This is a genomic window from Actinoallomurus purpureus (assembly GCF_024055795.1).
Lineage (GTDB): Bacteria > Actinomycetota > Actinomycetes > Streptosporangiales > Streptosporangiaceae > Actinoallomurus > Actinoallomurus purpureus.
The window spans coordinates 33,564-46,236 of sequence record NZ_JAMXMY010000022.1 but is presented as its reverse complement, the minus strand read 5'-3'; the positions used below and the strand labels follow the sequence as shown (position 1 = coordinate 46,236).

The 12,673-nt window shown below is 71.5% G+C and carries 12 protein-coding genes; 5 read left to right on the top strand and 7 right to left on the bottom strand.

The features are described from left to right. The first annotated feature begins 18 nt into the window (after positions 1-18). From NE236_RS32990 to NE236_RS32980, 3 genes are read left to right on the top strand one after another with little or no spacing between them, the layout of a single operon-like run. Complete coding sequence (locus NE236_RS32990; RefSeq protein ID WP_252846141.1) at positions 19-342, top strand: hypothetical protein; 324 nt, start codon at positions 19-21, stop codon at positions 340-342. Next, positions 339-950 carry a hypothetical protein gene (locus NE236_RS32985; RefSeq protein WP_252846140.1) on the top strand — a complete coding sequence of 204 codons (612 nt, stop codon included), beginning with the start codon at positions 339-341 and terminating at the stop codon, positions 948-950. The genes NE236_RS32990 and NE236_RS32985 overlap by 4 nt, the downstream gene beginning before the upstream one ends. Further along, a complete protein-coding gene (locus NE236_RS32980; RefSeq protein WP_252846139.1) occupies positions 944-1,228 on the top strand; it encodes a hypothetical protein in 285 nt (94 codons plus the stop codon). The genes NE236_RS32985 and NE236_RS32980 overlap by 7 nt, the downstream gene beginning before the upstream one ends. On the opposite strand, the gene NE236_RS32975 is transcribed toward NE236_RS32980, so the two are convergent. After that, positions 1,211-3,823, bottom strand: coding sequence for a CHAT domain-containing protein (locus NE236_RS32975; RefSeq protein ID WP_252846138.1), 2,613 nt, complete (start codon positions 3,821-3,823; stop codon positions 1,211-1,213). The genes NE236_RS32980 and NE236_RS32975 overlap by 18 nt on opposite strands. A gap of 85 nt (positions 3,824-3,908) precedes the next feature. Further along, positions 3,909-5,948 carry a hypothetical protein gene (locus NE236_RS32970; RefSeq protein ID WP_252846137.1) on the bottom strand — a complete coding sequence of 680 codons (2,040 nt, stop codon included), beginning with the start codon at positions 5,946-5,948 and terminating at the stop codon, positions 3,909-3,911. Between the two features lie 141 nt (positions 5,949-6,089). Between NE236_RS32970 and NE236_RS32965 the strand changes: the two genes are divergently transcribed. Next, positions 6,090-6,581 carry an LURP-one-related/scramblase family protein gene (locus NE236_RS32965; RefSeq protein ID WP_252846136.1) on the top strand — a complete coding sequence of 164 codons (492 nt, stop codon included), beginning with the start codon at positions 6,090-6,092 and terminating at the stop codon, positions 6,579-6,581. A 137-nt stretch (positions 6,582-6,718) separates the two neighbouring features. Here the strand turns inward: NE236_RS32965 and NE236_RS32960 are convergent, their stop codons facing one another. From NE236_RS32960 to NE236_RS32945, 4 genes are all read right to left on the bottom strand, one after another. Further along, complete coding sequence (locus NE236_RS32960) at positions 6,719-7,414, bottom strand: nucleoside triphosphate pyrophosphohydrolase (RefSeq protein WP_252846135.1); 696 nt, start codon at positions 7,412-7,414, stop codon at positions 6,719-6,721. 61 nt (positions 7,415-7,475) lie between these two features. Next, a complete protein-coding gene (locus NE236_RS32955; protein ID WP_252846134.1) occupies positions 7,476-8,483 on the bottom strand; it encodes a DNA polymerase domain-containing protein in 1,008 nt (335 codons plus the stop codon). Positions 8,484-8,542: 59 nt separating this feature from the next. Beyond that, positions 8,543-8,797 carry a hypothetical protein gene (locus NE236_RS32950; protein ID WP_252846133.1) on the bottom strand — a complete coding sequence of 85 codons (255 nt, stop codon included), beginning with the start codon at positions 8,795-8,797 and terminating at the stop codon, positions 8,543-8,545. A 143-nt stretch (positions 8,798-8,940) separates the two neighbouring features. Beyond that, a complete protein-coding gene (locus NE236_RS32945) occupies positions 8,941-10,212 on the bottom strand; it encodes an MFS transporter (RefSeq protein ID WP_252846132.1) in 1,272 nt (423 codons plus the stop codon). Positions 10,213-10,271: 59 nt separating this feature from the next. Here NE236_RS32945 and NE236_RS32940 point away from each other — a divergent pair, with 59 nt between their 5' ends. Further along, complete coding sequence (locus NE236_RS32940; RefSeq protein ID WP_252846131.1) at positions 10,272-11,240, top strand: ArsR/SmtB family transcription factor; 969 nt, start codon at positions 10,272-10,274, stop codon at positions 11,238-11,240. Between the two features lie 170 nt (positions 11,241-11,410). On the opposite strand, the gene NE236_RS32935 is transcribed toward NE236_RS32940, so the two are convergent. Next, positions 11,411-12,565: an epoxide hydrolase family protein gene (locus NE236_RS32935; RefSeq protein WP_252846130.1), complete on the bottom strand. Its 1,155-nt coding sequence runs from the start codon at positions 12,563-12,565 to the stop codon at positions 11,411-11,413. Positions 12,566-12,673 lie beyond the last annotated feature (108 nt).

The window sequence follows — 12,673 nt, the reverse complement described above, 5'->3', positions numbered from 1 at the left end:
CGGCGCGGAGGGCGAGCGATGGGTGATGACGCGGGTCCGGTCGTCGCGTACGAGGAGGTGACCGCCGCGGAGTTCGGGGTGCGGGCGGCGCGGACGTTCACCGTCGAACAGGTGGAACCCGGTGTCCTCCTGCTGGGCGGGCCCTGCCCGCGGTGTGACGCGGTGATCAGCATCCCCATCTTCGACCGGGTGTTCCGGTACGGCGGCGGTTCTGCCGGTGAAAAGGCACCGAGATACGAGACCGTCGTCTGCACATGCGACGAGCCGCATCCTGGCCGACCCGAGTCGCGCGTCGGATGCGGGGCGTTCTGGGCCATCGGCCTGCGCGAGGGGCCGTCGTGATCGAGTTGTCACCCGGGCCGGTGCCGACGCTCGTCGATCTGCGTCGTGCCCAGGCGCGGGAGGCGTTGCTGCGGAGCGAGCTCGACCGGGTTCGGAAGGCCGCTCTGGCGTGGCGTTCGGGCCTGGGCGGGCTCCTGGTGGCGCTGGTGGGTTTCGGGTTGATCAAGGGCAGGTCCGACATCAGCGGGCTTGAGGAGGGCTGGGCGGTCGTCGTCGGGTCGCTGCTCGGCGGCGCTCTCGTGACCGGTGTGTGGGGGGCGCTCGCGATTCTGCGTGCCGCGCACGGCCGGCCCCGGGTCGCCGAGATGGCCGATCTGCCGCCCCTCGCGGTGCTCGACCATCGGGAGGCGCTGGCGGCGGCCAAGGCACTGCGAGCCGGGATCGTGCTGACCCTCGGCTGTGTCGGATTTCTGGTGGCAGCGGTCGGGGTCACCTGGTACGGCCCGGTCGCTCGGGAACCGGCCCTGGTGGTCCGTACCTCGGTCGGCGGCACGTGCGGCACGTTCGTACGGCTCCAGGGCCAGTCGATCGTCGTGCGCTCCAAGAGCGGTGAGGTCACCGTCCCGCTGTCATCGGTGACGCAGATCGGGGGAGCCGTGCGATGCTGACGGTCACCGAGCTCGCCGACATCATCGTGGAGTTCGTGACGTCCCGGACGGCTGCCGAGGGGCGCGCCCTGTTGCTGCGCAACCCGGGGTTGCTGGGTCCGGAAGTGGACGATCTGTTCGACGACCTCATCGAGGCGGCCGCGATCGAGGGCCAGACCGATACCCTCGAGGCGCTGGCGGGCATCTACCGGATCATCGCGAAGGCGCGGCGGATCGGACTGGAAGCCGCCACCGCGGAGTTGCTCCGCTACGACGACTCTCTAGGCACCGATGTATAGGAATCCGGCCCAGTAGTAAGGGTCGGCGAACGGATACGGGCTGAAGCCGCGTGCGTCCGGTTCCGGTGCTCCCGCACCGGACCGAGTCGTTGTGACGTTCTCCGGAACCTCCCGCTCGCGGAGGTAGGTCAGAACGTCAGGGGCGGTCATCGTCGCCAGATCACGTTGGGCTCGGCGAAGCGCCCGAGCGGGCGAGAGGCCCCCGGTCGTGAGGTGGACGTACAGGCGATCCATGAGCAGTGCCGTGGCCAGGTCGTCCACTGCCCACAGCGCTGCGATCACACCCGCGACACCTGCGACGAGGAATGCGGTGGGGAGCGCCAGCAGTTCGTCGGGCTGGTCCAGCGTCAGCGCGGTCTGGCATGCGGACAGGACCGCGACGCGGGTTCCCCTGAGCTCGTTCGGCCGGCGGATGATGTCGGCCACGTGCAACCGCCCGCCTCCGGGAAGCTCCAGATAGGAGGCCTGCGGCTGGTTCGCGTTGGCATGGCCGTGGCTGGCGAAATGGAGGTAGTCGGCATGCTCCGCCGCCGCGAGGACCTCGTCGCCGTCTGCCGGTGTGGTGCTGAAGACGGTGACGTTCTCGAAGAGGGCCGCGGCCCGCCGGACTTCGACGTCGGCGAGCGGGAGCGGCGGTGTACTGTCCGCGACCGCCACCGCGACCAGGGAGGCCGGTCCGTTCCGGCTCACCGTCGCGTTCGTGCGGGCCATCGTGAGGACCGTCATCGACGGCGCATAGGACACCGTGCGGCCCTCCGCCTCCAGACCCAGGTGGAGCGGGAGCAGATTGGTGTACCCGGTCGGGATGAGAATGAGTGAGCCGGGCCCGAGCTCGTCGATTCGCCTCCGCAACGGGGCGAGGAGGGTCTCCAGACGTCGCATGCCGTCGGCCAACGCCCTCGGGAAGTCGGCGGGAGCCCAGAACTGAGCCTGGACATAACCTCCCGTGAGCAACTGCCGCAGGTCTTCCGACGTCACGTCATCAACGATGATCGCATCGGCCAGGGTCCGGTCCTCGGCGTGGGACAGCACGATCCAGACGCTGCCCAGCACCGTGACCGCGAGGTAGGAGACGGCCTGGCCAGAGGCCACCGCGGAGAGCAGCGTCTGCGCGTCGGCAGGCCGCAGGAAGTCGGGAAAGACGGTCCGAAGCCGGGCCACCAGATTGCTGAACTCACTTGCCGGCCAGGGGCCGGCAACCGGTTCGGCCGCGATCGCCGCGGCGTACATCTCCGGGGTGAGATCCGGGGAGAGGAGATCGGATTCCACGAAGTTGCGGGCGACTCTGGCCCTGCCCCGCTCGAGAGCGACACCCGCCGCCTCCGGGTTCCCAGCGCGGGCGTGGGCGTAGGCGAGCAGGCCGACCAGCCGCTGGCCCTCGGACGCCTCCATCTCCCTGGTCTGTTGGTCCGGCGACAGCGACAGCAGCACCTCGTGGGCCTCCAGGGCCGCCTCCCAGGCGCTCGTGGCCGAGTTCCAATCCCCGCCGATGTCCGCATGCACCATGCCGAGTTCCACAGCGACCGCGCGACACTCGAAGGGACGCCCGAGCTCGGTATTGATTTTCAATGCCCTCGACAGGCATTCGACGGCGTGCGCCGCTTCGGCGGTGAAGCCGGCGGCCACTTTGCGGACATGACCCTCCGCGAGTCCGATGAGCGTCGCCGCCGCGGCGGACCGTTCATCACGGGTCGTGCCGCCGGTAAAGATCTGGAGCGCGTCCTGTTGCGTCCGGAGCGCCCTGTCGAAGTCTGGATCATGTGGCTCGCAGCTCAGCATGAGGGCCTTGCCGAGCATCGCCCGCGCCACCGCCCATTCGAAGGGTGTCCGATCGCGGGAGTAGACGGTCAACGCGGACCTGCAGGCGGCGACCGCCGCTCGAAGATCGGCGGAAGACAGCTCCTCGGCTTTGAGATGGGCCTCGGCCAGTGCGCTATGGGCCTGGGCCCACCGCTCCGCGTCCCCCAGTCGCGAGAATCCGGCGATGGCGTCGTCGAAGGCATGGAGGGCCCGGCGGTGGTTCCTCCTGCGGTCACCCGCGATCCGTTCGCCGTAGGCCACCCCGAGGCCGAGCTTCGCCCTGGCCCAGAGATCCCATCGCTCGAGTCTCCGCGCTCGTCTGGTGGCCGCACGCAGCACGGACAGTGCCTTCTCCATGTTCCGCCAGTGCAGGTCGTGTACCCGGCGGCGATACGCATCCCCTAAGACGTTCAGACAACGGATGTACTCGGCGGGGTCACCGTGCCGAAGCCAGTGAGCGGCCATCGTGAGTTCGCCGACCCTCCGGTCCAGATCGTCGGCGTTCCGATCCAGGAGGTCGTATACCTCGGCCGCGGTCGCGTGCGTTGTTCCGACGACCGTGCGGTCATCACCGATCATCGCGACGCTACGGGCCCCGGACAGGATGTCCAGCACTTTCAGCAGGCCGCTCTCGGCGCCGGCCGCCGGAGAACGCAACATGGCCTGGGCGCGGGCCACTTCCAGCGCCGCCCATGCGGCCGGTGACCTGGTGGCCGAGACCCTGGAACGGAGCGCTTCCAATTCGGCGGCGGACGACTCCGCGGGACGCCGCCGTGACGACCTCCACCATCGCATTCCCCGATTGTCGCCCAGAACGCCCGGCAGGACATCCGAACCGGGCACGCCCGAGGGATATCGCCCGTATGTTCCGCCGAGTCCGTCAGCGGCGGGTGATGACGCGGGCGATACCGGCGGCGATGGTGGTCGCCAGCACCCAGCCGGCGGCGACGAGGAGATAGGAGAACCACTGCTCGGCGCCCGCCGGGTTGAAGGCGCTCTGCTGCCCCAGGTCGACGATGGGCAGTAGCAGGTCGAGCGTGTACATGACGGGGTTGAAGTGCGGGGCCTCGCCGGCCTTCAGCGGCGGCGGCGGGGCGAGCCCGTAGATGACGCTGCCCACGACCAGCAGCAGCGCCAGCCAGGCCACGGCACGCCGGGACCGGTAGCCGTACCCGACCGTGGCGTCCTGCAGGAAGCCCCACACCCGGCCGACGCGGGTCATGGTGCGGCGCTGGTGCAGCTCGCGGGCGTAGAGCACCCGGCGCGCCTCGGCCGGCTGGCCGATGCGGGAGTAGTGGGCGGCGAGCTGCTCGTACGGCTGCGGTGGGCAGCCGTCGGGGTCGCGCGACAGCCAGGTCAGCCGTTGCGCGGCGGAAAGGGGCGGTTCCAGCGCCTCGTAGGTCAGCCCGTCGAGATACAGCGCCGCCGGCCAGTTGCCGGGATCGTCGTGCAGCACTCCGATGCGGGAGTGCTGCAGCTCGACGGCGCCCTCCACCGGCCCGCTCAGTGTCAGCTGGCCGGCGGTCAGGGTGCGGGCGTCGAGGGCCACCCCGCGCGGATGGGTCAGGTGTACCCGGTCCAGGGCGAGCTGGCGGCCGATGCGCGCGCCGGTCAGTTTGACCCTGCCCTCCGCCGTCATGTCGCCGCAGAACAGGTCCGCGCCGATCTCGGTGCGGGACAGCCGCAACGCGGTCGGGGACCCGCTCAGCCGGGCCCGTACGAGCGACATCCGGCCGCCGATCCGCGCCGTGCGGATCATCAGCATGCCCCGCGCCCGCAGGTCGTCCATGTTCAGCATGCCGGTCGACAGCCCGTCGGCGACCAGCGCGATGCCGCCGGTGCCGTCGTCCAGGCGGGCACCCTCGGCGTTGACCCCGTTGGCGATCTCGGCCGCCACCAGGGTCGTCCGCCCGGTCACGGTGAGCCCGGCGGCGTCCAGGTCGGCCAACGTGGCCCGGTCCAGGTTCAGGGCCGTACCGCCGGGGTTGTCCAGCCGAGCGCCCGCGAGGGTCAGATTGCCGTCGAGACGGGCGCCGACGAGCCGCATCTCGCCCTCGACCGTGAACCCGTGGTGGCACCACATGCCGCCGCCGACGGTCAGGCCGCCCGCGGTGAACGCCACCGCGCCGGGGTTACGCAGCCGGGCCCCGGCCATGTTGACCCATCCGGCGATCCGCGCGTCCCGCAATCCGAACTCGCCGGTCGCCGACACGTTCCGCGCGGAGAACCCGCCGTCGACGGTCAGGTTGCTCGCGTCGAACGCCTGGCCCCCCGGGTGGTTCAGGCGGGCGCCGCGCAGTGCCATCGAGCCGGTGAGGCGGGCCCCGCGCAACCGTACGGCGCCGTCGGCGGTGAAGCCGTCGTCGCACTCGACGTTGCCGTCCACCGCCATGCCGTCGGCCGCGACCGCCACACCGTCGGCGCCGGCGCCCACGACCGCACCGCGCAGGTGCACCTCCCCGGTGACCTTCGCCCGGTCGAGACGCAGGCCGTGGTCGATCCGGCTCTCGTACAGGTTGAGGATCCCGTCGAGGCGCATCCGGGCGCCGTTGAAGGCCGGGATCCGGCTGCCGACGATGCGCACCGTCTTCGTGCTCGCCTCCACGAACCGCAGCGGCTCGTCGAAGTGGCATCCCTCGCACACCAGCGCGTACGCGACCGCCGTCCCCATCAGGTCGAGCCGCCCGGTCACCCGCGCCCCGCGCAGCCGTACCGCCGGATGGTGCCCCGCCTCCTCACCGGCGGCGCCGAGCAGCAGCGCCCGGATCACCTCGGCGTCGACCGTGCGCTCCGGACCCCACGACGCTCCGCCTGCCAGGTCGTCCGCGCCGGGTTCGCCGGCCCGCAGATCGGCCCACTTCCCGGAGCGGAACACCTGCCACACGAGCTGCTCGGCCTCGGTCAAGTGATCAAGGGACACGGCCCCCATCCTGCGGCGAAGTCGCCCGAAAAGCCACCCGGTTCGCGACGATCGTGATGATGTGGGATTTCGGCCCGGGGGTGTGATCGACGATGAGGCGGGGACGCTCCTGCGGCGAGGACGAATCCCGAGGGAGGCGCAGTGAAGTTCGTGATGCGCGAGCGGATGTTCGCCATTGGCGAGGACTACTGGATCGAGGACGAGACGGGGCAGCGCGCCTTCCTCGTCGACGGCAAGGCGCTGCGACTGCGCCAGACGTTCGAGCTCAAGGGGCCCGGGGGAGAGGTCCTCGCCGTCATCCGGAAGAAGATGGTCAGCATCCGCGACACGATGGTCGTCGAACGCGACGGCGACACGGTCGCCAAGGTGCACAAGAAGCTGTTCAGCCCGCTCCGGCACAAGATGCTGGTGGAGCTCGCCGACGGCCAGGAGTGGACCGCGACCGGCGATCTCATCGAGAAGAACTACCAGATCGAGGGTGACGACGGCGTCGTCGCCCAGACCTCACGGAAGTGGTTCCGGATCCGCGACACGTACGGCATCGAGGTCGACCACCCCGACGTCCCGCTGGTCCTCGCCGTCGCCGTCGCGGTCGACGAACTCGCCGAGGAAACGCGGCGCGACGACGACTGACGGTTCCACGGCTCAGCCGGACGCCACCCAGCGACCGTCCCGCATCAGGTCGCGGCCCCCGAGCTCGTTAGCCTCACGCCACGCAGTTCATGATCATCGAGGGTGGTCGGAGCGCCGGCGCGGGAAATCCTCGATGATCACCGAGTCTCGGCGCGGCCGAGGACCCGGCGTCGCTCGAATCTCCCGTTGTTCGCTGCTTTGGCGGCGCGGAGACGGTCGAGTTCACCGGCCTCGACGCCGCGCGCGGCGGCGAGGGCGTAGACCACCTCGAGGATGTCGGCGAGTTCCTCGGCGTCGCCGGACTCGGCGAACTCCCCGACCTCCTCGTACAGCTTCGCGCGCAGCAGCATGAGGTACTCGCCGTCCTCGGCGACCCGTACCTCGGGCGTGCCGCCGCCGGCGCGGATGAGGTCGGGCACCCGGTCGCGTACGAGTTTCTCCCGGCGCCCGGGACCGGTCGCGGGCCGGTGGGTCAGGTCTCCTTCGCGGCGGTCCAGCGCCTGCACCCACTTCACCGCGACGGCGGCGGTCTGGATCAGCTCGGTTCGCAGGGCGGCGGGGTCGGTCTCGGCGAGCGCCTCGTGGAACTCCTCGGCGAGGATGTGCCGCCAGGTCAGCCGGGCGCCGGCCCAGGCCTCCTGGCAGTCCCGCTTGGCGGCGTCGGCCGTGGCGGTGTGCTCGGCCCCGGTGCCGTCGGGGAGGTCCTGGACGCCCCACATCGCGTCCTGGGCCGCGCGTTCGGCGGCGACGTCCGCCAGGACACGGTCGAGGGATCGTGGCGTACCCGAGTCGCCGGGGGAGGGCGAACCGTACGGATCAGCGGCATGGCTCATGAGGGGCAGTCTGGAGTGACCGGAGGCCGTCCGTCCGGCGTTCCGGCGGCCCGCCCCGGAGTCATCCGCCGGCGCGGCGGGCGCGAGCGCGGCGCTTGCCCTCGTGCATCGCCTGGACCCGGGCGACCGGGATCGTACGGCCCTCGGCGACCAGGCCGGGGTCGAGGCGTTGCGGGCCGGGCATCCACGCGGTCCAGGGGTCGCCGTCGGCGAGTAGCCGTGGCGCGGTGCGGATCGTGAAGTCCGCCGGCGTCACCTCGTCCAGGTCGTCCCACGCGACGGGGAACGAGACGGGCACGCCGGGCCGTACGCGAGGGCTGTAGGCGGCCACGACGGTGGCCCCGCCGGCCCGCGTCGAGTCGACGAACACCCTGCCGCCGCGGTCCTCCCGGATGAACGCCGTGGTGGCCAGCGCGGGATCCAGGCGTTCGGCGCGTGCTGCGACCGCCCGGGTCGCGGCGGCCGCCTCTTCGGTCGTCACCCCTCCGTCGACCGGGACGAACACGTGGACGCCCTTGGCGCCGCTCGTCTTGACGACCCCGGTGAGGCCGGCGTCCGCCAGTACCTGGCGGACCAGCCGGGCCGCGCGGACGGCGAGGGCGAACGCTCCGGCGTCCGGCGGATCGATGTCGAGCACGAGGTGGGTCACCTGGTCGCCGCTCAGGAGCGCGGGGTGGTACTCGACGGCGCGCTGGTTCGCGAACCACAGCAGGGTCCGGCGGTCCTCGCACAGGGCGTACGTCACCTCGCGATGGGAGGCCTCGGCCCACATCCGCACGGTCGGTATCCATGAGGGGGCGTAGCGCGGCAGGTTCTTCTGCATGAACGGCGCCTGGCCGCGCAGCGCGCGGATCACCGACAGCGGCCGGCCCCGCAGGTGCGGGACGATCCGGCCGGCGACCGCGTCGAGATAGTCCACCAGGTCGCGCTTTGCCGCCCCCGCGCCCTCGAACAGGGGCTGGTCCAGATTGGTCAGTGCCACGCCGTCCCGCTGCTCGCCTTCGCCGCTCATCGCTCCATCCTCCGACATCCGGATGAAGTCGACCATGCCCAGGGCGAACCCCGCCATGCGGATCAGGGGGAGCCGCGGCTCCCCCTGGATCTCGGGTCGTCAGTGGTTCGCGGGCGTCACCTGTGGTGGACGCAGCCGCGCGGCATCCAGTAGCCGCGGACGAAGATGTTCTTCCCGCGGTAATGCCGCATGTGGCCGCGCACGTAATGACGGCACCTCGGAGGGCGGTCGGTAACGGTGGCGACGGACTCGGTGTAGACCGAACTCCGCGGTGCTACGGTGACCTTTTCCTGGCCGGTGGACGCGTTCGCCGGCGGCCCCGCGAGGGCCACTCCACCGGCGATGACCAGTCCCGACACGGTAAGTGCCATGGGAAGCTTCATAGACGTGACCTCCTCGGGATCATGCGATCGGCGCGCCGCCGGTTTTTTGGTGAAGTGCGCTATTCCGGTCCGGCCGGCGCGCAGGACGGCGCGCTGATTGTCTTCCCCGGTGGAAATCACCCCTAATCAGCTTATGTAGGGATTGACGAATTCTTTGACATTTCCTGCCGCCGGGTTTCGGCCGTCTCCAGGCGAGGGTCGCCGTCCGCGATCGCCCCTCCGGGCGGGTCCTGCTCCGCGGCGGGGGCGTCCCGGAGGCCGGGGGCCAGGAGGACGGTGACCGCCACGGAGGCCGCCGCCATCACGGCCATCGCCGTCGCCGGTGACAGACGCTGGGCGACCACGCCGGCGAGGGCGGCGCCGACGCCCTGAAGCGTCAGCATGCCGGCGGAGTGCAGGCCCAGCGCCTGCCCGTGGATCTCCCTCGGCGTCAGGGCCATCAGGCGGTCCTGGAGCAGCAGGGTCGCCGAGTACCCGATCGAGGCGAGCGTGACGGCGGCCAGGGCGATCGGCAGTGCCGGGTGCGACGCGAAGACCAGGTACGGCGCGGCCAGCAGCAGGCGCAGCGGGGCGTCCAGCCGCCGTCTCCACCGGCCGGGGACGAACCGGCCGGTCACCGTGTCCCCGATGAGCATCCCGCCGGCCGCGAACGCGAAGAGCAGGCCCGCATGCCGGGGTGCGTACGGGACGAACAGGGACTCACAGCCGACGATGAGGCCGTTCGGCACCCAGAGGGCGAGATAGACGTACCGGCGGGGCGGCGCCGACCAGAGCCGCGCGTTGGTCCGCCAGGTCGCCGCGATCGACGGACGGCCGGTGGCACGCGGCGGTCGGCGGGCCAGCCCGCATCGGGCGACGGCCGCCGTGGCGAGGTAGAGGGCGGCGCCGGCCAGCAGCGTGCCGCGCGGGGACATGGCCGTCACGAGCACGCCCCCCGCCGCGAAGCCGCAGATCTGCATGGTGCCGACGGACATGTTCAGGACGGACCGCCCGAGCAGGTAGCCCTCAGTAGGGAGGATCTCGCTGAGCAGCCCGTACCGTACGCCGCCGCCGACGGAGCCGACCACCCCGAGCGTCATGATCACCGCGAACACCGCCCACAGAGGCAGGCCGGGGACGGCCAGCACCGCGGTGCCCAGGCCGAAGACGAGCGCCAGACCCGTCATCGCCGCGCGCGGCGGCAGCCGGTCGGCGGCCGACAACAGCGTCGTCGCCCCGACCACCTGGGCGAGAGACGGGCCGAACATGCTGAGGGCGGCCAGCAGCGGTGAGCGGGTGGCCGTGTAGACGAGCATCCCCAGAGCCAGCCCGCTCACGGTGGAGGCCGCGATCTGCGTCGACGCGGTCGCGAACAACGGGCCGAATTCGGGCGTGCGGAAGAGGTCTCGATAGGTGGTGGGCATGATCGTGAGTGTTCTGACCGGGAGGACGAAGCCGTTAATGTTTCGCGGGGAGGCGAAACATGGGCTGGTGGCGGATCAGCACCGACACGCTGGCGGAGAGCCGGTTCGTCGTCTCGGCCCTGGCCGAGACGAGCGCGTGCCTGGGCGCCCTGGAGAAGGGAGCGGCCGCCAACCCCGGTGAGCGGGAATGGCTCGACGCCCACCTGCCCGCCTACCGTGCGCGACTGGCCGGCGATCCCGTCACCGCGCTCCTGGTACGGGCCGCGCTGCGGCCGCGCTGGATCGCCGACTTCGCCACCTCCACGCCGTCCGGTGCGGCGGACCTCACCTTCCAGGAGGAGCTGGCCCGGATCCGCGAGACGCCGGCGGATCGGGCCCGCGCGGATCTGGAGGTCGGGCTGGGCGGCCCGGTCCCACCCCGGCTGCGCCGAGGCGACCTCGCCGGCCGCCTCGCCGACCTGCTGGAGTGGCTGTGGACGGAAGCGGTACGGCCGGATTGGGACCGCCGCCGGCGGATCATCGAGGCCGACGTCGTCGCGCGGACCGGGCAGCTGAGCCAGGGCGGATGGGCCGCCGCGCTGGACGCGATGCGCCCGGGGATGCGCTGGCTGGGGGAGGGCCGGCTCCAGGTCAACCCGTACGACTATCCGCCCCGTGACCTGTCCGGGGCGAGACTGCTGTTCGTTCCGGTCACCTTTCGTGTGGGCTGGGTGTGCTGGGAGGACGACCGGTACGCCGTGGTCTATCCGTGTTCCGGCGTCCTGGCCGAGCCGGATCCCGCCCCGGTGCCCGGCGCGCTCGGCGGGCTGCTGGGTCCCGCACGGGCGAGGGTCCTCATGCTCCTGAACACGCCCAAGAGCACCACCCAACTGGTCGCCCTGACCGGCCAGGGCCTGGGTTCGGTCGGCCGTCACCTGAAGGTCCTGCTCGACGCCCGGCTCGTCCTGCGGCGGCGCGCCGGACGGTCCGTGCTCTATTACCGCACCACGGCGGGAGACGTCCTGGTGGGGGCGCAGGCCGCCGAATGAGCTGATGGATCGGGCGCGGGCCGACGGCGAACGGACCGCCTCGCCGCTCGACCCGGCGACCCGGCCCGGGATCGTGGCGTGCGACCTCATCCCCGGCGGCCGCGGCCGCCGGGGATGAGGTGCGGCCCTGTCCGCCCGCGGTCAGCGAGCGTGGGCGAGGGCCCCGGATGTCAGGGCGCGGTCCTCAGCGGGCGGAAGAACGCGCGCAGGTCGGTGACGACCTGCTCGGGTTCCTCATGCGCCATGAAGTGCCCGCCGCGCTCCGGCCGGTGCCAGTGGCGCAGGTCCGCGTAGACCCGTTCGGCGAGGCTCTTGGGCAGGGTCCGCAGCGCGGGTTCGTTGCTCAGGGTGACCGCTCCGGGGACGGTGATCCTGGGGACCGGCCGGTTCCGCGGATAGTCGTAGTACTGCCGGAAGGACGACCCGATGGTGCCGGTCGCCCAGTACAGGGTCGCGACCGTGCACAGAGTGTCCTTGTCCCAGCGCTTCTCCACGTCACCGTCGCAGTCGCTCCAGTCGCGGTACTTGTCGACGATCCAGGCGGCGAGCCCGGCGGGGGAGTCCATCAGGGCGGCCGCGATCGTGTCCGGCCGGGTCAGCATGATCTCGCTGTACCCGCCGTCCTTCTCGTCGTACGCGTCCAGGCCGTCGAGGAACGCCTGCTCCTCGGCGGTCGCAGGCCGGTCGGCGAAGTCGGTCGTGACGACCGCCGATGTCACGTGGACGCCCGCGACCTGGTCGGGGAAGAGCGCGCCGAGCCACTGGGTGACGCCGCCCCCGATGTCCCCGCCGAAGGCCCCGAACCGCCGGTAGCCGAGGGTCTCGGTCATCAGCGCGTGCCAGATCTCGGCGACGCCTCGGCGGGTGAAGGGACCGTCCGGCAGCTCGGAGAACAGGAAACCGGGCAGCGAGGGGATGACGACGTCGAAGGCGTCGGCGGGGTCGCCGCCGTGACTCGCCGGGTCGGTGAGGCTCTGAGCGACGGGCAGCATCTCCATGAAGCTGCCCGGCCAGCCGTGCGTCAGGACCAGCGGCAGCGGCGCGGGCGCACCTTCCGGGCGCACACCGCGTATGTGCGCGAAATGCACCCGGCGGCCGGCGACCTCGGCGACGTAGTGGGGGAAGGCGTTCAGCGCCGCCTCGGCGGCCCGCCAGTCGAACTCGTTCGCCCAGTACGCGACGAGCTCGCGAAGGTAACCGGGATCGGTACCGGCCGCCCAGGAGGTGGGGTCGGACGCCGTCGTGAAGCGAGTACGCGCGAGACGCGTGCGCAGGTCGTCGAGGACGTCGTCGGATACGGAGATCTGGAAAGGCGTGACTGTCATTGTTCCTTCACTGAGGAGTGTGTTACGGACGGACACTCCTCGGTGCGGGTCAGACGGCCGCGACGGCGAAGAGCGCCCGGAAAGGACCGGTCGTCGTCATCGGGCTCA